18 protein-coding genes are annotated in these 19,537 nt (G+C 62.9%); 3 read left to right on the plus strand and 15 right to left on the minus strand.

The features are described from left to right. Positions 1-65 precede the first annotated feature (65 nt). Both VK804_RS28455 and VK804_RS28460 read left to right on the plus strand, forming a co-directional pair. A complete protein-coding gene (locus VK804_RS28455; protein ID WP_325376429.1) occupies positions 66-1,022 on the plus strand; it encodes a sugar ABC transporter permease in 957 nt (318 codons plus the stop codon). 55 nt (positions 1,023-1,077) lie between these two features. Continuing rightward, positions 1,078-1,920, plus strand: a complete 843-nt coding sequence (locus VK804_RS28460; protein WP_414642860.1) for a carbohydrate ABC transporter permease — start codon at positions 1,078-1,080, stop codon at positions 1,918-1,920. A gap of 1 nt (position 1,921) precedes the next feature. Here VK804_RS28460 and VK804_RS28465 read toward each other — a convergent pair whose 3' ends face one another. From VK804_RS28465 to VK804_RS28475, 3 genes are all read right to left on the minus strand, one after another. Continuing rightward, complete coding sequence (locus VK804_RS28465; RefSeq protein WP_325376433.1) at positions 1,922-2,758, minus strand: enoyl-CoA hydratase-related protein; 837 nt, start codon at positions 2,756-2,758, stop codon at positions 1,922-1,924. A gap of 122 nt (positions 2,759-2,880) precedes the next feature. After that, entirely contained in the window at positions 2,881-3,555 is a 675-nt protein-coding gene (locus VK804_RS28470; RefSeq protein ID WP_325376435.1) for a response regulator transcription factor, read from the minus strand. Positions 3,556-3,558: 3 nt separating this feature from the next. Then, positions 3,559-3,765 (minus strand): hypothetical protein, encoded by a 207-nt coding sequence (locus VK804_RS28475; protein ID WP_325376437.1) that lies wholly within the window; start codon positions 3,763-3,765, stop codon positions 3,559-3,561. A gap of 252 nt (positions 3,766-4,017) precedes the next feature. On the opposite strand from VK804_RS28475, the gene VK804_RS28480 reads away from it, so the two are divergent. Then, complete coding sequence (locus VK804_RS28480) at positions 4,018-5,241, plus strand: AraC family transcriptional regulator (RefSeq protein ID WP_325376439.1); 1,224 nt, start codon at positions 4,018-4,020, stop codon at positions 5,239-5,241. Here the strand turns inward: VK804_RS28480 and VK804_RS28485 are convergent. From VK804_RS28485 to glmM, 12 genes are all read right to left on the minus strand, one after another. Next, positions 5,137-7,110 carry a HAMP domain-containing methyl-accepting chemotaxis protein gene (locus VK804_RS28485; protein ID WP_325376440.1) on the minus strand — a complete coding sequence of 658 codons (1,974 nt, stop codon included), beginning with the start codon at positions 7,108-7,110 and terminating at the stop codon, positions 5,137-5,139. The two genes, VK804_RS28480 and VK804_RS28485, sit on opposite strands and share 105 nt — an antisense overlap. 212 nt (positions 7,111-7,322) lie before the next feature. Continuing rightward, entirely contained in the window at positions 7,323-8,987 is a 1,665-nt protein-coding gene (locus tag VK804_RS28490; protein ID WP_325376442.1) for a mucoidy inhibitor MuiA family protein, read from the minus strand. Between the two features lie 645 nt (positions 8,988-9,632). Then, a complete protein-coding gene (serA, locus tag VK804_RS28495; RefSeq protein WP_325376444.1) occupies positions 9,633-11,222 on the minus strand; it encodes a phosphoglycerate dehydrogenase in 1,590 nt (529 codons plus the stop codon). A 130-nt stretch (positions 11,223-11,352) separates the two neighbouring features. After that, positions 11,353-12,525: a phosphoserine transaminase gene (locus VK804_RS28500; RefSeq protein ID WP_325376446.1), complete on the minus strand. Its 1,173-nt coding sequence runs from the start codon at positions 12,523-12,525 to the stop codon at positions 11,353-11,355. Between the two features lie 79 nt (positions 12,526-12,604). Next, positions 12,605-12,829: a hypothetical protein gene (locus VK804_RS28505; protein WP_325376448.1), complete on the minus strand. Its 225-nt coding sequence runs from the start codon at positions 12,827-12,829 to the stop codon at positions 12,605-12,607. Between the two features lie 160 nt (positions 12,830-12,989). Beyond that, positions 12,990-13,277: a hypothetical protein gene (locus tag VK804_RS28510; RefSeq protein WP_325376450.1), complete on the minus strand. Its 288-nt coding sequence runs from the start codon at positions 13,275-13,277 to the stop codon at positions 12,990-12,992. An 85-nt stretch (positions 13,278-13,362) separates the two neighbouring features. Then, positions 13,363-13,833 (minus strand): GNAT family N-acetyltransferase, encoded by a 471-nt coding sequence (locus tag VK804_RS28515; protein WP_325376452.1) that lies wholly within the window; start codon positions 13,831-13,833, stop codon positions 13,363-13,365. A gap of 18 nt (positions 13,834-13,851) precedes the next feature. Further along, positions 13,852-14,442: a glutathione S-transferase family protein gene (locus VK804_RS28520; protein ID WP_325376454.1), complete on the minus strand. Its 591-nt coding sequence runs from the start codon at positions 14,440-14,442 to the stop codon at positions 13,852-13,854. Positions 14,443-14,511: 69 nt separating this feature from the next. Further along, complete coding sequence (locus tag VK804_RS28525) at positions 14,512-15,411, minus strand: outer membrane protein (protein ID WP_325376456.1); 900 nt, start codon at positions 15,409-15,411, stop codon at positions 14,512-14,514. 203 nt (positions 15,412-15,614) lie between these two features. After that, positions 15,615-16,478 carry an outer membrane protein gene (locus tag VK804_RS28530; RefSeq protein WP_325376458.1) on the minus strand — a complete coding sequence of 288 codons (864 nt, stop codon included), beginning with the start codon at positions 16,476-16,478 and terminating at the stop codon, positions 15,615-15,617. A gap of 222 nt (positions 16,479-16,700) precedes the next feature. Continuing rightward, complete coding sequence (locus VK804_RS28535) at positions 16,701-17,960, minus strand: MFS transporter (RefSeq protein WP_325376460.1); 1,260 nt, start codon at positions 17,958-17,960, stop codon at positions 16,701-16,703. A 166-nt stretch (positions 17,961-18,126) separates the two neighbouring features. Next, a complete protein-coding gene (glmM, locus tag VK804_RS28540) occupies positions 18,127-19,470 on the minus strand; it encodes a phosphoglucosamine mutase (protein ID WP_325376466.1) in 1,344 nt (447 codons plus the stop codon). Between the last annotated feature and the right edge of the window lie 67 nt (positions 19,471-19,537).

Genomic DNA, 19,537 nt, shown 5'->3' on the forward strand with positions numbered 1-19,537 from the left:
CGAGATTCCGGGTTCGATGCTTCGCATCGCCCCGGAATGACCAAGACACTCAGGACAAACATTCGATGTCGGTAACGACGCTACCATCAAGAGGCGTGGTCCAGCAGCAGCCCGGCTGGCTGGTGCGGCTGTTCGACTACAAGCCGTTCCTGATCGTCGTATGTCTCACACCCGCGATCGGCCTGCTCGCGGTATTCCTGACCTATCCGCTGGGCTTAGGCATCTGGCTCGCCTTCACCGACACCACTATCGGCCGCCGCGGCCATTTCATCGGCCTCGAAAACTTCCAGTATCTGCTGACCGATCCCTTGTGGTGGAACGCGGTGTTTTACAGCGTGTTCTATACGGCGGTCGCCACTTTCGGAAAATTCGCGCTCGGCTTCTGGCTGGCGCTGCTGTTGAACAATCACTTTCCGTTCAAGAGCATCCTGCGCGCCATCGTGCTATTGCCCTGGATCGTGCCGACTGTGCTGTCGGCGCTGGCGTTCTGGTGGATCTACGATCCGCAGTTCTCCATCATCTCCTATCTTCTCGTCGACGTGCTGCACGTCCGCTCGACCAATGTCGACTTCCTCGGCAGCCCCTGGCCGGCGCGCTTCTCGCTGATCGCCGCCAACATCTGGCGCGGCATTCCCTTTGTTGCGATATCGTTGCTCGCGGGCCTGCAGACCATCTCGCCGTCGCTCTACGAGGCGGCGATGCTGGACGGCGCCAGCGCCTGGCAGCGATTTCGTTACATCACCTTTCCGATGATGCTCCCTATACTGGCAATCGTGATGACGTTCTCGATCATCTTCACCTTCACCGATTTCCAGCTGGTCTACGCCATCACCCGCGGTGGGCCGATCAACTCCACGCATTTGCTGGCGACGCTGGCGTTCCAGCGCGGCATCGCCGGCGGCGAACTCGGCGAGGGCGCCGCGATCGCGGTCTCGATGATCCCGTTCCTCGTGTTCGCGACGCTGTTCTCCTATTTTGGCCTGGCGCGCCGCAAGTGGCAGCAGGGAGAGGCCAATGACTGAGGCGCTCGCGCCATCGGCGCAATCAGGCAATCTCGCCAGCGCCACGCCCGAAACCATGGAGTGGGATTCGCGGGCACGGCGGATGGTGATGATCTACCTGCCGCTGTCCTGCTTCGTCCTGATCCTGCTGTTTCCGTTCTACTGGATGACGATCACCTCGTTCAAGCCGAACGCGGAACTGCTGAACTACAGGGATCACAATCCGTTCTGGATCTCCTCGCCGACGCTCGCCCACATCAAACATCTCCTGTTCGAGACCGCCTATCCGCGCTGGCTGTTGACGACGATGTCGGTCGCAATCGGCGCCACCTTTCTTTCGCTGTTCTCGAGCACGCTCGCGGCCTATGCTATCGAACGCCTGCGCTTCCGCGGCAGCCCCTATGTCGGGCTCGGCATCTATCTCGCCTATCTGGTGCCGCCGTCGATCCTGTTCATTCCGCTCGCAACCGTGGTGGTGCAGTTCGGGCTGTTCGACAGTCCGCTTGCGCTGATCCTGGTCTATCCGACCTTCCTGGTGCCGTTCTGCACCTGGCTGCTGATCGGCTATTTCAAATCGATTCCCTACGAGCTCGAGGAGTGCGCGCTGGTCGACGGCGCCACGCGACTGCAGATCCTGTGGCGGATCACGCTGCCGCTGGCCGTGCCCGGCCTGATCTCGGCCGGCATCTTCAGTTTTACGCTGTCGTGGAACGAGTTCATCTACGCGCTCGCCTTCATCCAGAGCAGCGCCAACAAGACCGTCCCGGTCGCGATCCTGACCGAACTCGTCTCCGGCGACGTCTATCAATGGGGCGCGCTGATGGCGGGCTCGCTGCTCGGCTCGCTGCCGGTCGCGATCTTCTACTCGCTGTTCGTCGATTATTACGTGTCGTCGCTAACCGGCGCGGTGAAGGAGTGAGCTATTCCTTTTTTGTCCGGTAATCGCCGAATGTCGTATCGCGCTGGTCGAGCTGTGTCTTGACGCTGCCGCCGTCGCGGCGGAACGTCGACATGTAATTCCGGCTCGCTTCCGTGGTGAAGGCCAGCGCCTGGATTTCGGTGCCGGCGCGCATCGCGGCGCGTGCGCCCATGATCTCCATCGCGCGATGCACCGAGCGCTTGTTGAGCTGCTGCAACTCGACCGGCACTTTCGCCGCGCGCTCGGCGAAATCGAGCGTGCGTTGTTCGAGTTCGGCAAGCGGAAACGAGCGCGTCGCAAAGCCCCATTCGGCGGCCTCGCGGCCGGACATCGCGTCTCCCGTCAGCATCAGCTCCATGGCGCGGCGCATGCCGACCAGCCAGGGATGATATTGCATATCCGGCGGGCTCATCAGCCGCACCGGTGGGTATCCGATCTGGGCATCGTCGGCGACGTAGACCACGTCGCAGGCGGTGGCGAGTTCGGTACCGCCTGCGAGGCAATAGCCGTGCACCTGCGCGACCACGGGCTTTGCCAGATCCCAGATCGAAAACCAGCCTTCGACCACATGCCGCGACCATTGCCCCGGCCCCGCCGCCGAATGATAGGGCTGGTCCACCGAATTATTCGACGACAGGTCATAGCCTGCGGAAAAACACGGACCGGCGCCGCGCAGGATCGTGATCGAGACACCGGGATCGCGATCGGCCGCTTCCAGCACCTCGAACATTTCGGCGCGCAGACGGTTGTTCAGCGCGTTGCGTTTTTCCGGCCGGTTCAGGGTGATGCGCCGCACCCGCGGGCGGGGATCGTCGACGAGAATGTGCTGGTAGGTCATCGGATGGCTCCTCCCGATCGCGGGCCGCGCGATCAGCAAGAGTGGTAGCCGATTTCGAGTCGGATCGCGCGCCAAATCATAAATCGACAGACGGTCCAATCGCCAGAAGCCGCCAAGCGATGTCAGGCCCCTCGGGACTCCGCCGATCCTTCCCACCAGGGCTTGGAACCCGGGTTCTCGCTGAGCATGCGGTGAATGAGTTCGGCCGCGTTCCGCACGCCCACCTTCTTCATGATGTTCGATCGATGGCCTTCGATCGTTCGCGGACTTAACCCAAGCTGTCGCGCGGCTTCCTTGTTGGTTGCCACGACGACCAGTTGCGCCAACACCTCGCGTTCCCTGCGGGTCAGGGGTTCACGCCCCGGCATATGCAGCGGCGGGATTTTCAAACGGCCGTCGCTCCCGCGGAGTTGTGGAAGCGTGGCGATCACCGCCTTGACCGGCGCGACGATCTCGCAGATGGGGTGCGGCTTTTCAATGAAATCAAGCGCGCCGTTCCTGATCGCGTCGACCGCCATCGGAATGTCGCCCTGTCCCGAAATAATGAAGATCGGCGAGGGATAATCCTCCGCGCGCAGTTTCTTCAGAATATCGAGTCCGGATTTCCCGGGAAGACGCACTTCGATGAAGATGCAGGCCGGCACGCGATTCCGTGCCAGCGACAGCAGAGCCGCGCCGTCCGCAAAGCAGATCACGTCGTAGCCCTCTTCCTGCAGAGCGAGTGACAAGGTCTCTCGCAACGCCGCATCGTCGTCCAGAACGAATATCTCGCCCCGGGAAGCCCCGTTCCACCCCATGACTTATTCTCCGGCACCGGAAACGACGTGCAGGGCCGGCCGCGGCGTGGCCAGGCTGTCGTCCGTGGCCAATTCGGCCTGCCCAAGGGCTGCTGAAAACAGCCGCGCCGACACTTCAAACAGGGCGAGCCCAACCCGCTTGTCCCGGCATTGGCGGGAGAGTCGCGCGCACTCTCTGGCGCATTCGAGAAGGATGTCTGAAACGTGCATTGGAATATCCCGATACGGATTGAGGCCGCAGGCCTCCTGCAAGGCATGCAAGTCCATCGATTTGAAATGGCCATCGTCGGCACTTCATGGAATTGAACCGGGCGACGTATGCGTGCTTCAAAAATCAAGCCCGGGCATTTTCGCGCCGGATACGTCGGTCGTTCGAGCGTAAATCTACCTGAGGACGCCCCTCGTCGTTTGACCGATCGGGACATTTGTTTTACAATTGGGGACATTGCCGGGATACGTGCGATGACGGACCTGATTCGCAGCGCCTGCCTGACGCGCTATGCCGAAATCGCGCGGTCGGTGGGCCTCGACCCCAGGAAGATGCTGAGAAAAGTCAGGCTTCCGCTTGCCTGCCTTGACCAACAGGACATGCGCGTCGCAATCGGCGGCGTCCGCCGCCTGCTCGAAGACTCCGCCGAAGCGTCCGGCATCGACGAGTTTGCGCTGCGAATGGCCGACCGCGGCGACCTTTCCAACCTCGGACCGGTCGGGCTGATCGTCCGCGAGCAGGCAACGGTGGGGGCGGCCATTGAGGCACTATCGCGCTATATCCACATTCACAATGAAGCGATGCGCCTGCGCATCGAACGGGTGAATGACATCGTCACGCTGGTGTTCCTGCTGCGCGGCGAACGCCAGCGCGCCACGCGCCAGTCGACGGAATTGGCTGTCGGGACCATTTATCGCGTCATCCGTTCCCTGTTCCACGCGGATTGGCGCCCGCTCGAGGTTCACTTCGCCCATTCTCCGCCGCGCAGCCGGAAATATTACCGGTATTTCTTTGGCTGCGACGTCAGTTTCGATTCCGATTTCGACGCCATTGTGTACTCCGCCGATGATCTGGATCATCCAATCCCGACCGCGCATCCCCAGATCGCCCGCTACGTGCAAAGCCGCATCGAAACCATGGACATCCGGCCCGACAATTGGGACGCCAAGGTCAGCGAATTGGTGCGCACCCTGCTGCCCGGCGGATATTGCACGATAGAACGCGTTGCCGAACATCTCGGGTGCAATCGACGCACCGTCCATCGGCATCTCTCCGATTGCGGCACGAGCTTTTCAGCAATTCTGGACGCGCAGCGTGCAGAACTCGTCATGCGGCTGATCGAGGACAGTGACCGGCCCCTGGCGGGAATAGCCGAACTGCTGGGCTTCTCTGCGCAAAGCGCGATGGCGCGCTGGTTTGCCGGGCGCTTCGGATGCAGCATAACCCAGTGGCGTAACGGTATCCGGCCGACCATGCCGAGCAATGGAAATGCTGGGGCGTCGCCGACACCAGCGGCGTCTGACCAATTTCAGGACACGCACCGCCGCTCGCCGTCACCTGCCGCCGTTCGATCGGGCTCCACCGGTCCGTTGTCAGGCGACGCGCACCGAATTGAGGAATTTTCCGACTTCGAGCTTAAGGCGGTTAGAGTCGCCGGACAGCGACTGCGCCGCGGACAGAACCTGCGACGAGGCTGATCCGGTCTCGCTTGAGCCGCGCTGCACGTCGGCGATGTGAGAGCTCACCTCCATCGTGCCCTGCGCCGCCTGCTGGACGTTGCGGGAGATTTCCTGGGTGGCGGCGCCCTGCTCTTCCACCGCAGCTGCAATGGTCGAGGAAATCTCCGACAATTTCTCGATGGTGCCGCTGATTTCCTGGATGGCGTTCACCGATTCCTGGGTCGCCGACTGGATGCCGGCGATCTGCTGGCCGATCTCGCCGGTCGCCTTCGCGGTCTGCTCGGCCAGCGCCTTGACCTCGGAAGCCACCACCGCGAAGCCGCGGCCGGCTTCGCCGGCACGCGCCGCCTCGATGGTGGCGTTCAGCGCCAGCAGATTGGTCTGCCCGGCAATGGTGTTGATCAGTTCGACGACGTCGCCGATGCGGGCTGCCGCCTTCGACAATTCGCCGACGCGATTGTTGGTCTCGCGCGCCTGGTCGACCGCCTCATTGGCCATCCGTGCCGATTCCTGCACCTGGCGGCTGATCTCGTTGACCGACGAGGTCAGTTCTTCCGTGGCCGAGGCCACCGACTGCACATTGGTGGAGGCCTCCTCGGACGCCGCGGCGACCTTGGTTGCGAGTTCCTGGGAATGAAGGGCGGTCGAGGTCAGCGTCGAGGCGGAGGCCTCGAGTTCCGTGGAGGCCGACGAAACGGTTTCGACGATTTCGCCGACCGCGTTTTCGAAATCGTCCGCGAGCTTGATCATGTCGGCCTTGCGCCGCTGGGCCACGGCCTGATCCTGCCTGATGCTGGCTTCGACTTCGTCGCGCGCCTTCTGCTCCGCATTGATCTTGAAGGTTTCGACCGCCTGCGCGATCTCGCCGATTTCATCGGCGCGGCCAAGTCCCGGCAGGACAACCGCGAAATTGCCCTTTGCGAGCTCGACCATGGCGGCAGTCATGGCGGACAATGGCCTGGAAACCGATCTTCCGATGAAGAACCCCGCCCCCAGCACCAGGGAGGCGATCAGCAGGATAGCAATCTCGATCTGCCGCTGAACGCTGTCGCGCTCCGCGATGTTTGACTGTTCGGCCTGGGACCTGATGTCGTTGACCGACTTTGATACCGCCGCGATGACCGGCTCGACGGCCGAAAACGAATCCGACGTCGCCTTCAGCTCGCCGGCGAGCGCCAGGGCAGTCTCCATCCAGGCAAAAAAGTCGCGCTGATAGTCGGAAAGCTTTTGTCTGAGCTCGGTCTTTGCGGCCGCTGGTATCTCAGCGTTCTCGATCCCGGCGGTGAATTCCGACGCGCGCTGCTTCATTTCGTCGCCATATTTGCGGTCGCGCCGCAACATGAAATCCTTCTCATGGCGGCGCATCATCAGCATGGTTGTCAGAAGTGCGGGCTGATGAAGTTGATCGACCTGTGATTCGATCTCGTGAACCGACTTGCGCAGTTGCCCTTCGAGACCCGAATTCTCGTCCAATCCGAGCCGCCGCTTCTGTTCGACGACCGCCACAAAATGCGCCTGATACTGCTTTAGCGACTCGCTCATGGCCTCGGTTTGACGCGCCAGTTCCGGCTTTCCGATCGCAGCTATTTTTCCGTGAAGCGCGTCGATGTCGGCGACCACGGATTTGCCGATCTCGATCTGGCTATCGGCCCTCCCGGCGTCATTGCGAAGCAGGAAGTCCTTCTCGGCTCGCCGAGCTTCGAGCAATTCAACCTCGATCCTGCTGTTCAATTCAAAGATCGCTCGCGCGTTTTCAGCCGCATCGCCATAGACCGCCGTCGCGGCCTCGCCGTACAAATGGATGCCGCCCACCAGAACGACGCCAATCACTCCGATGACGCCAATCGCCGAAATCTTGTGAGTTAGCCGGAAAGCAAAGCTGCTCATGATGGGTTCCCCGCGGACAAACGCCCGTCGTCCTCGCGCTAACCAAGAGCGCTCCCCTCAAGCGGTAACCTCCGCGTTTCCAACTTTCGGTAAATTTTGGCTTCCGTAAAACTACGCGAATACAATCGAGCGGGCGGCCGGCGCGACGGCGCCGGCAGCGCCCGCGCCTTGCCGAGCACGGCCGGGAAGTCATCCGCCGGTCAAGGCCGGCGTCACCCCGCCGGGATCATGACGACCCCCTTGTCCTTGGGCCAGCGCATCCGCCAGGCGAACGCGATGTCCCTCGCCTCGCCGGGCTTGGCCTCGAACGCCCATTCCAGCACGCCGCGGCGGTCATGCACATCGGTCGCGGTCGGAGACGTCGTCGACGGCAGCATCTCGACCTGGATATCCTCGTTCTCGCTGACCGGCAGCTGATCCTGGATCGCGATCCGGATCGGGAAATCGTGGCCGTTGCGCACCGTGGTCTTGAACGCGCGTTCGTCGGTCTTCGAGGTCGTCACGATCAGCCCGGCCGATCCCTCGTTGCGTTTGACCACGGAGCGCTCGATCTTGACCTTGTCGTCGGCGCCAAAACCGAGCCGCACCGTCTCGTCCTTGCCGGCCGCCGCCATCTGGGTACGGCCGACGAAGGTGCCGTCACGATAGATCGAGACCCGACCCGGCAACAGCGGCGCGTCCTCGCTCTGCTTGAAGCTGGCTTCGAGAAATGCAGTCGGATCCCTGACCGGCACCGAGCGTACCACGAGATCGGGCGCAATGGTCGCTGTCGACACGCGCAGGCTCTTGGCACCCTCGCTGGCGCCGAGGCTGACGCGGCCGGGGATCCTGAAGGTCACCTGGAAGCCGCCGACTTCCACCTTGGCCTGCTGCTCGTCGGCGCGTTGCGCGGGCGCGAGCCCCGCCGGCCCCGGCGCCGGCTCTTCCTGCAGCTGCATCGAACGAAGCTTCGTCGTATCCGAGAAAGCGCTGGCTATCGACCTCGGCGCGTCCGGGTACTGCACGATCAGCGAGCCAAGTTCGGGCGCGCTGCCGCCGCGGGCGGTGCGCACGGTCGAGACGGCGAGTGCGACATTCGACCAGTCCTCTCCCGTGGTCTGGGTGATCTCGGCGCGGCGCACCAGCTCGAGCACGGGCTTGCGGTCGCTGGCGCCGGTGTCGAGCCTGGCGTCATAGAGCGGCATCCAGCGCGCGTTGCGCACGGCGTAGGTCACCCGCAGCGTTACCTTGGTCGCGGCTTGCGAAGCGAGATCGATCCGGACCTCGAGCTTGCTCGGCGGCTTGGCCGCACGGTCGGTTTCGAGCCGCGCGATGTCACGGTCGATGTCGCGCTGCTTGCGTTCCGCGTCGCGGATCGCAGCGTCGGCTGCGGCCACTTCCTCGGCCACGGCAGCAAAGGCCGCACGCCACTCGGCAAGCGGACGCGCCTCGCCCTTCTCGCCCAGGCCAGCCGGAGAGGCATCCGCAAAACGCTCGGCGAATTTGCGGCGGGCGCTTGCGGCCTCGATCGCGTCGGCAAGATTGGCGCGTTCGTCCTTCAATGCTTCGATGCGCTTGTCGAGCTCCGGCAGATTGACCGGCGGCGCCGCGCGCGGCGGCCTTGTATCGATGGCGCCGATCGTGAGTTTGGCACCTGCCTCGCCCTCGACCCGCAGCGAGGCCGGATCGAGCGTCAGCGGGAAATCCTTCGCCACCAGCGTGTTGTCGCCCGAAGCCAGATCGGCGGTGATGACGCGCGTGACGCTGGCGCCGTCGGGATAAACGGTAACCGCATCGACTGTCGAGGTGGCGTCGACGTCGGCCGCCCGCGCCGGCACGGCGAAGACCGCCATAACGAGGAGACTCGTGGTGACAAGACTGTTGGCAATGGTTCGCATGATATTCCCTCCCGCAAAATTGCTTTGCGTCGGCCGCGGAACCTGATCGGTCTGGTTCGCCCGGACGCGTGAATACGGTCTCACCATGATCGTGAGACGCTGCGACGAAGGAACTTGTTCGATTGAGGTATCCGTATGGCGCCGCCATGGCGGGGCCGCGGCGACGGATCGACGGGTAGCGGAAAATTGCTTCACCCTCCCCTGGAGGTGAATATAAGAGTTGGCAAACCCACTGTGATCGGTACCGGTCTGTTTCGACCCTAGTGGCCTAATTTGAAAACAGCAGCGGGGCCTAGTTTGAAGGGTCTTGCTCGGCGGCTTTTGCATCACTGAACTGTCGCTGACGACGAAGATCGTCCCAATGCTTCTGACGACGGGAGGCGATAACCGCCAAGGGCGTGCCAATCGCGGGCCCAATAAGCAGCCACCAGTGGAATTGATGGTAGTGGAAATACACTGGGACGCTCGCCACAAGGGCGGCACAGAAAACGTAGAGCAGTATCTCTTTTGTACGCTGGCTAATGTTGGCCCCTTTGAAGGCTTCGCCTTCGCTATCTTCTTTAGGTCTTTCTCAAACCGCTCCCTCTAGGGTATGGGTTTGGCAAGTATAATATTCCCCTCCAGGGGAGGGTAAAGAGCCCGTCGTCAGAACACCAGCGCCTTGGCCTGCTTGACCTGCGGCAGCGCCTGCACCTTGGCGAGCACGGCCGCCGGCACCGCGCCGTCGACCTCGACCAGCGCGATGGCGTCGCCGCCCGGCTTGTTGCGGCCGAGATGGAAGGTCGCGATGTTGATTTTGGCGTCGCCGAGTAACCCTGCAAAATGGCCGATGAAGCCGGGCTTGTCCTCGTTGGTAATGTAGATCATCGACTTGCCGAATTCGGCATCGACCCGGATGCCCTTGATGTCGACCAGCCGCGGCTTGCCGTCGGCGTAGACCGTGCCCGACACCGAGCGCTCCTGCCGCTCGGTCGTCACCGTCACCGTGATCAGGCTTTCGTAGTCGCTCTGCGCCGCGCGGACAATCTCGTCGACCACCATGCCGCGCTCCTTGGCCACGACGGGGGCCGAAACCACGTTGACGTCGCCCAGCATCGGCCGCAGCAGGCCCGACAGCGCCGCCGAGGTCAGCGCCTTGATCTTCATCTCCGCGACATGGCCCTCATAGGTGATCTGCACCTTGAGGATGCCGCTCTCGGTGAGCTGGCCCGCGAACGAGCCGAGCTTTTCGGCAAGCTCGATAAACGGGCGCAGTTTTGGCGCCTCTTCCGCGGTGATCGAAGGAAAATTGACCGCATTGGAAATCGCGCCGCTCAACAGATAGTCCGACATCTGCTCGGCGACCTGCAGCGCCACGTTCTCCTGCGCCTCGGTGGTGGCAGCCCCCAGATGCGGCGTGCAGATCACGTTGGGATGGCCGAACAGCACGTTGGAGGTGGCCGGCTCCTCGACGAAGACGTCGAAGGCAGCGCCCGCGACCTGCTTGGAATTGAGCGCATCGACCAGTGCCTGCTCGTCGACCAGCCCCCCACGCGCGCAATTGATGATGCGCACGCCTTTTTTCATTTTTGCAAGGGCGCCGGCGTCGATGATGTTTTTGGTTTTCTCGGTCAGCGGCGTATGCAGCGTGATGAAATCGGCGCGCTTGAACAGCTCGTCGAGATCGACCTTTTCGACGCCGATATCCTTGGCGCGCTCCGGCGACAGGAACGGGTCGAACGCGATCACCTTCATGCGCAGGCCGAGCGCGCGGTCGGCGACGATCGAGCCGATATTGCCGCAGCCGACGATGCCGAGCGTCTTGCCGGTGATCTCGACGCCCATGAAGCGGTTCTTCTCCCACTTGCCGGCCTGGGTCGAGGCATCGGCCTGCGGAATTTCGCGCGCCAGCGCCAGCATCAGCGTGATGGCGTGCTCGGCGGTGGTGATCGAATTGCCAAACGGCGTGTTCATCACGATGATGCCTTTTGCCGTCGCCGCCGGAATCTCGACATTGTCGACGCCGATGCCGGCGCGGCCGATCACCTTCAGCCGCGTCGCCCTTTCCAGGATCTTCGCGGTGGCCTTGGTGGCGGAGCGGATCGCAAGCCCGTCGTAATTGCCGATGATCTCGGCGAGCTTGTCCTTGTCCTTGCCGAGATTGGGCTGGAAATCCACCTCGATGCCGCGATCCCTGAAAATCTGCACGGCGGCGGGCGACAGCGCGTCGGAAATGAGAACTTTTGGCTTCGTCATATGGAGTGGTCCTTTGATGGACGATACATTTTAAAATCGTCACACCCGGGCTTGACCCGGGAGTCCATCTCTTTCGATAGATGGCCGGGTCAAGCCCGGCCACGACGATGATGGGGATGAAGGAGAAAACTCACGCCGCCTTGGCGAGCGTCGACTTCATCTCGGCGAAAGCCCAGTCGATCCATTGCGTCAACAGCGCGACGTCTTTTGCTTCCACCGTGGCGCCGCACCAGATGCGCAGGCCCGCCGGCGCGTCGCGGTAATGCGCGAAGTCGTAGCCGGCGCCTTCCTTTTCCACCAGCGCAACCAGCTTCTTGGAAAAATCCGCCTGCGCGTCCGCGGTCAGCGAGGTGATGGCGGGATCGACCACCTTCATGCACACCGAGGTGTTGGAACGCACGGCTGGATCCTTGGCCAGGAAATCGATCCACGGCGTTTTCGCCTTCCAGTCGGCGAGCGCCTTGGTGTTGGCGTCGGCGCGCGCCATCAGGGCCTTCAGGCCGCCGATCGACTTCGCCCAGTTCAGCGTGTCGAGATAATCCTCGACGCACAGCATCGACGGCGTGTTGATGGTTTCGCCCTCGAAGATGCCTTCGTTGAGCTTGCCGCCCTTGGTCATGCGGAAGATCTTTGGCAGCGGCCAGGCCGGCTTGTAGGTCTCCAGCCGCTCCACCGCGCGCGGGCTGAGTACCAGCATGCCATGCGCAGCCTCGCCGCCCAGCGCCTTCTGCCAGGAGAACGTCACCACATCGAGCTTCGGCCAGTCGAGCTTTTGCGCGAATGCCGCCGAAGTGGCGTCGCAAATGGTGAGGCCTTCACGATCAGCGGCTATCCAGTCGGCATTGGGGACGCGCACGCCCGAGGTGGTGCCATTCCAGGTGAAGACGATGTCGGAAGCAGGATCGACCTTGCTGAGATCGGGGAGCTCGCCATAGGGCGCATGCAGTTTGGTGACGTCCTTGAGCTTCAATTCCTTGACGATGTCGCTGACCCAGCCCTCGCCGAAGGATTCCCAGGCGATCGTCGTCACCGGCCGCGCGCCGAGCATCGACCACAGCGCCATTTCGACGGCGCCGGTATCGGACGCCGGCACGATGCCGATCCGGTAGCCGGCCGGCACTTCCAGCACCTCGCGCGTCAAATCAATCGCGAGCTTGAGCCGCGCTTTACCGATCTTGGCGCGATGCGAGCGGCCAAGGGCTGCGTCTTTGAGAGTTTGGGGGTTCCAGCCGGGGCGCTTGGCACAGGGGCCGGAGGAAAAATGCGGCACGTTCGGCCGCGAAGCGGGCTTCGCTACGGTCATGATCTATCCTTCCAGATAGCTAGCCTCCCGTTGGGGGGAGGTGTCCCGCCGCGGTCAATAGGGGAATCGTCCGGAATCGTCAAGGAACTTCGTGGGGATCAGCTATGCCCTGGGGATCACGGGCCGTTGATGGCAAGTCGTGGACGTCGGAGGGCGTCGGTGTTGCCTTCGCGGGATCCATCAATTCCGTTGCATCGCTGACAAGCTTGGCGGCCCGGCGCCGGCTCGCGATTTTCAGAACGCTTTTTTCGTCCGCCTGCACCACGTACTCGTTACCGATCCTGACAATCGAATAATTTTTCATGTGCGGTCCCCAAGCTGCCCGAGCCCGACGGGATACGCGATCATGTCACGGTCCGTTCCATCGCAATAATTACGATCGGCTGATTAGTTTATCGCGTGTTAACCGGAACCAATGCCAAAACGCGTTTCGCAGCGATGGCAACGGACGATAGATGAATGTCTCATTCCGGTGCGGCGCCCACCGGCGGGCCGCCGGGCGGACGGTGCAGAAAGGTGATGCTCGCGAACGCGCCGAGCCAGGAGCCGATCGCGGCAAAACCGACATAGACCCAGTTCTCGGTGTAGCTGATCACCGCAAACGACGACAGCAGATACCAGACGCTGCTCCAGGTCGCCGCGGGCACGCGCCGGCGCGCCACCACGGCGGAGGTGAACATGACGTACACCGCATCGGTGGCGGCGGTGGCGACCACGACGGCGGCGGCAGTCAGGGGATCGATGGCTGACATGGCGGGCATTTCTCCTTGCACTTGATCGACACGCGGGAAGCAGCGCCGGTTGCGATCGCGATCTGTTGCCCGGCGATGGCTCGGGTCAAAACCGCAGCGTCATCCCGACATGGCTCGGCGCAAATCCGAGCCGCTTGTAGAACCGCTGCGCGTCGACGCGGGTTTGGTGCGTCAACAGCTCGACCAGCTTGCAACCCCTGCCGCGCGCTTCCGCGACCGCCCATTGCACCAACTGCTCGCCGATGCCGCGGCCGCGGCAATGGCTGGCGACGCGAACGTCTTCGATCAGAGCGCGCGAGGCGCCTTGCGAACTTAAGCCCGGCAGGATGCAGAGCTGCAGGCAGCCGACCACGGCGCCCTTTTCATCTTCCGCGACCACCAGCTCGATATTGGGATCGCGCTCGACCGCCTCGAACGCCTGAAAATAGCTTGGCGGCAGCGGATCTTCGATCCGCTCGCGCGCGCGGCCGAGTGCATCGTCCGCCAGCATGCCGATGATGGCGCCTACGTCGTCGCGGCGGGCGCGATGGATGGTGACGGATGGGATTGCGGTCATGCGGGTTCCGTGAGGCTCTCAACGCGCAGGCGGCAGCCCAAGCGAGCGCTCGGCCTCGCCGATCCAGCGCCGTAACGAGGCATAGCCGTCGAGGTGAAAGCCGCCCTCATGCGCCAGCCTGGTATAGGCCAGCAGCGCGACGTCGGCGAGCGAGAAGCGTTCGCCGACGAGGTAGCGCGACGCGGCGAGCTGATGCTCCATCCGCGCCAGCGCTGCATAGCCGCGCTTGATTTTTTCCGGATCGAGCTCGGACGCCGGCTTGCCCTGATATTTGACCTGGAAGCGGCACACCGCGATATACGGTTCGTGGCTGTACTGTTCCCAGAACAGCCACTCGTCCATCCTGGCGGCGTCATAGGCATCGGTCGGGATAAGGTCGCTGCCGCGGGCAAGATAGCGAATGATGGCGTTGGACTGCGCCAGCGCGCGGCCGTCATCGAGCACGACGGTCGGCACCTGCCCGCCTGCATTGAGCTTGAGAAACTCGTGGGTCCGGCTCTCGCCCTTGAGGATGTCGACTTCAATCCATTCATAGGGCAGCGCCAGGACGTCGCAGACCCATTTCACCTTCAGGCAATTGCCCGAAATGCCGTCGCCATAGATTTTCATGGGTGCGCCGATCCCCGACCGGCGGATATCCGACCAGCCGCGTCATCGGCTGTCAAGGCGTCCCTTGTGTCAGAACTTGTAGCCGATGCCGGCATGCAGGCTGTTCATCGACACCGAGGTATTCTTCACCGACAGGAACTTGATGTATTCCCACTCGCCCCGCATGAACACGTTGCCCCACAGCATGTATTCCATGCCGAGACCGGCGGTCCAGCCGGCCACGAAGCTGTTGGTTCGCTCTTCGCTGTCGCTCTGGGAGAGCGAGGGAATGTTGCTGAAGACCGGCGGCAGGTTGATCGTCGTGGTGTTGCCGAACTGGTCGGTCACCGTCTCGGTGGCGTCGTCGCGCAACACCACGTTGGTGGTCACCGAGCGGGAGACGTCCATGCGGCCGACGGCCACGCCGCCGAACAAATAGGGCAGGAAATTGCCGGTCGCCCAGCCGGCGCGGCCGCGCAACGTCACCACGTCCTTGATCTGCAGCGCGGCGGTGCCGGTCAGACTCGTTTCATAGGTGTAGGTGTGGTTGGGTGGCGGACTGGAGCCCGGCGGATTGACAATGCCGAGCGAGATCGAACTCGTCGACGAACTCGCGAGCTTGTTCAAATAGACGTAGTTGGCCTCGAAGCCGAACACGAGATCGTCATATTGATAATTCCGGCCGGCGAAGGCGCCAAAGCCCGAGCCTTGCGGACTGTTCTTGTTCAGCAACGACCATGTCGATGTCGGCTGCTGAAGCACGCTGTTGCGAAAGATGAAATTGGTCAGGCCGACGACGGTTTGGCTGAAATCCATCGACGACGACGCGTAGCCGACCTGGCCGCCGGCGTACCAGCCGTCCCAGTTCCGGGTGGCGCTGCTCAGGCTCGGCGGGACGCTGCCGCGAAGAACCGACAGGTCGGGCATGTCGGCGGCTTGCGCGGTCGACACTGCTCCGATCATCACCACCGCCAGCAGAAACCCACGCATCGCAACGCTCCCATCGAACCCACCGACTTGGCGATGATCATCGCTCGTTAACCTTAACCAATCGTTGTCGCGGGACTTTTTTGATGGGCATGAGGTTGTCCGAAAAGCGATTGCCGCCTTTCGGGATCCTGCCGCGTGCGCAAAGCAAAACGGCGCGGGAACATCCCGCGCCGTTAGCAATCGTTAAGAGATCGCGAGCCCGATCAGCCCTTGCGCACCAGCGGCGGCGGAGCCGCCGGCGGCAGATCGCAGCAGGTCCAGCGCAGGCCGATCCGCAGGTCTTGCGAAGTCAGGTCGTTGACGGTCCATGAATGGGTGCCGAGCACGCCCGGGCTCGAATAGGCGAAGTTGGTGGAACCCGTCACCGCAGATCCCAGATCGAGATAGCGGTACGCCAGTTCGATGGTCAGGTTCTGGTTGACGTGGTAGGCGAGACCGGCATGGGCGGCCCAGGCAAGGCTCGTCTTGTCGCCGTTGGCGGCGAACTGAGTGCCGGCGGTGAGGCCGTTGAAGGTCGTCAGGCCGTCGTCACGAAAGTCGGCGAGATGGTTGTACGCCACACCGACACCTGCACCGATGAACGGCGTGATGCACCACCAGGTGCCGAGATCGACATAGGCGTTGGCGAGGAACACAAAGCTGGAGAGGTTGGCGCTGTAGTTGTCGACATCGGCGAAATTGCCGCCGAATGCGCTGAACTGCCCGTAGACCGAACCCTTCAGCGCGGCCGCATTGCGATATTCCGCGGTAAGGTCGGCGCGCAGCCAGTTATTGAAAATGTAACCGACGCCGATGTCGTAGCTTCCCGCGCCGGACAGGCCAGTCCCGGCGTAGCTCGGACCAGTGACGTTCAGCGTCGTATCCAGCGGGTTGGAAATGTTCGTCGCGCGCTGAGCGGTGATGCCGACATCGCCGCGCAGATACCAGCCGCCGAAATCCTGCGGCGGCGGCGCATAATACTGCTGCGGCGGGGGCGGCATGATCGAAGGCATGTCCGCGGCGAAGGCCGACGATGAAAACAGGGATGCCGCACCGGCGGCGGCCATCAGATACTTCACGCTACGCATTGGCTTCGTCCTCTTGTCCGGTGAGGCATAGCGAAAGCCCCACATCCAAAACTCACGGTCGGACGATGCCACCAAATGCTTAAGCGCCACTTAACCCTAATTCTTAAGGTTGATATTCTCCGAAGATTTTTGGCGGCCGTGAAACACGAACGGCCAAAGATGGCAGACTCGCCATAATCGCTAACAAATTATTGACGTGAATCCGGCGCAGCGCTGGGCGCGTCAGTGCGCCCCGCGCGGCAGCTTCGGCAGGAACACCGCGAGCAGCCCGATCGCCGGCAGGAACGCGCAGATCTGATAGACGAATTCGATGCCGGTATGGTCGGCGACCTTGCCGAGCACCGCGGCGCCGAGGCCGCCGATGCCGAAGGCGACGCCGAAGAACATGCCGGAAATCATGCCGAAGCGGTGCGGCATCAGCTCCTGCGCGAACACGATGATCGAGGACGTCGTCGACGAGATGATGAGCCCGATGAAAACCGTCAGCACTGCGCCTCCGTACAGGCCGGCATAGGGCAGCGCCAGCGTGAACGGCAGCGCGCCGAGGATCGACCACCAGATCACGTATTTGCGGCCGAAGCGATCGCCGATCGGTCCGCCGATGAAGGCGCCCGCCGCGTTCGAGGCGAGGAAGATGAAGAGATAGAGCTGGGCGGTCTGGGTCGAGACGTGGAATTTCTCGATCAGATAGAAGATGTAGTAGCTCGACAGGCTCGACACGTAGAGCTGCTTGGAGAACAACAGTGCCACCAGTACGGCCAATGCGATCAGGACCCGGCGCGAACTCGGCGCATCCGGGTGCGGCGCGGGGGCGGCGAATTTCTTTGCCGCGATCTGCGGCCGGTACCAGCGACCGATCCGCCACAGGATCACGATCGCCAGGAACGCGATCAGCGAGAACCAGGCGATGCTCGGTTGCCCGAACGGCACCACGATCAACGCCGCCAGCACCGGACCCATCGACGTGCCAAAACTGCCGCCGAGCTGAAACACCGATTGCGCGAAGCCATAGCGTCCGCCGGAGGCGAGCCGCGCGATTCGCGCCGACTCCGGGTGAAACACCGCGGATCCCAAGCCCACCAGCGAGGCAGCCACGAGAATAACGCCGTAATGGGTGGCCGCGCTGAGCAGCAGCAATCCGAAGAAGGTGAACCCCATTCCGATCGCCAGCGAGAACGGCTGCGCCTTCTTGTCGGTGAAATGCCCGACCACCGGCTGCAACAGCGAGGCGGTGAACTGGAACGCCAGCGTGATCAGGCCGATCTGCGCGAAGTCCAGCGCATAGCTGTCTTTCAGGATCGGATAGACCGACGCGATCAGCGACTGCATGGTGTCGTTGAGGAAATGCGAGAAGCTGATGCCGGCGAGCACGATGTAGGCCGGCCCGACAGCCGCCCTGCCCGCCACCGAAACGGGCGTTATGTCGGATACCACCACCGGCTCGACCAGCGCTTCTTCGGAGACAATGATGGACTGGTTCAAGAGGCCATTCCCGATGGATTCCCAATGCTGTGCCGGTTTACTACGATGCCGGCGTCCCGCCGACCAGCGCCATAAGATAATGGCTGGGATGCGATCCGACGCGCCTGATCCCGCGCAAGCGCAATCGGTTCGGCGCAGAGAATATAATGAGCGCCCTGAAAGCCGGTCAGGCCGCGGCCTGGCCGAGCGCGGTGACGATGTGATCGACCACTTCCTCGACCAGGATGCGGTCGTCGCCCTCACCCATCACGCGAATCACCGGCTCCGTGCCCGACGAGCGGACCAGGAGCCGGCCATGGCCGTTGAGCCGCTTCTCGCCGGCGACGATTGCCGACTGGACCTCGGCGTCGTCGAGCGGCTTGCCGCTGCGGTAGCGCACATTCTTGAGGATCTGCGGCAGCGGATCGAAGCGATGGCAGACCTCCGACACCGGGCGGCGAAGTTTCTGCACCACCGCGAGCACCTGCAACGCTGCGACAAAACCGTCGCCGGTAGTGGCATAGTCCGACAGGATGATGTGGCCGGAGGGCTCGCCGCCGAGATTGTAGCCGCGGCTCAGCATCTGCTCGAGCACATAGCGGTCGCCGACCGGCGTGCGCACCAGCTCCAGCCCCAGACCATTGAGAAAGCGTTCCAGTCCCAGATTGGACATCACGGTCGAGACCACGCCGTGCTTGGAGAGGCGGCCGTCTTCCTTCCAGCTCTGCGCGATCACCGCGAGCAACTGGTCGCCGTCGACCAGATGGCCGCGCTCGTCGACCAGGATGACGCGGTCGGCATCGCCGTCGAGCGCAATCCCGATGTCGGCGCGCATCTCCCGCACCTTGCGCGAGAGCGCCTCCGGCGAGGTCGATCCGCATTCCTTGTTGATGTTGAATCCATCCGGGTCGACGCCGATCGGAACCACGTCGGCGCCGAGCTCCCACAAAGCTTCCGGCACCACCTTGTAGGCGGCGCCATTGGCGCAGTCGATCACCACGCGCAGGCCGTCGAGGCTGAGATCGCGCGGCAGCGTGCGCTTGGCGAATTCGATGTAGCGGTCGTGGACGCCGTCGATGCGGCGGGCGCGCCCGAGGCTCGCGCTCTGCGCCAGTTTCTTGTCGAGCGATTCGTCGAGCAATTGCTCGATCTGCTTCTCGACGTCGTCGGACAATTTGTAGCCCTGCGGGCCGAACAGTTTGATGCCGTTGTCCTCGAACAAATTGTGGGAGGCCGAAATCATCACGCCGAGATCGGCGCGCATCGACTTGGTCAGCATCGCCACCGCCGGCGTCGGAATCGGGCCGAGCAGCAGCACGTCCATACCGACCGAGGTGAAACCTGCGACCATGGCGTATTCGATCATGTAGCCGGACAGCCGCGTGTCCTTGCCGATCACGACGCGATGGCGATGATCGCCGCGCTGAAACACCAGCCCTGCGGCCTGCCCCACCTTGAGCGCGAGCTCCGGCGTGATCAGCCCGTTGGCGCGGCCCCGAATCCCGTCGGTACCGAAATATTTGCGGTTCATGTATCCCCCAGCAGCTTCGAGGCATTCAAGCCTCGAACGCCCGCCATCGATGGCGATGACGGCGGTT

The sequence above is a fragment of the Bradyrhizobium sp. genome, from assembly GCF_035484855.1.
Lineage (GTDB): Bacteria > Pseudomonadota > Alphaproteobacteria > Rhizobiales > Xanthobacteraceae > Bradyrhizobium.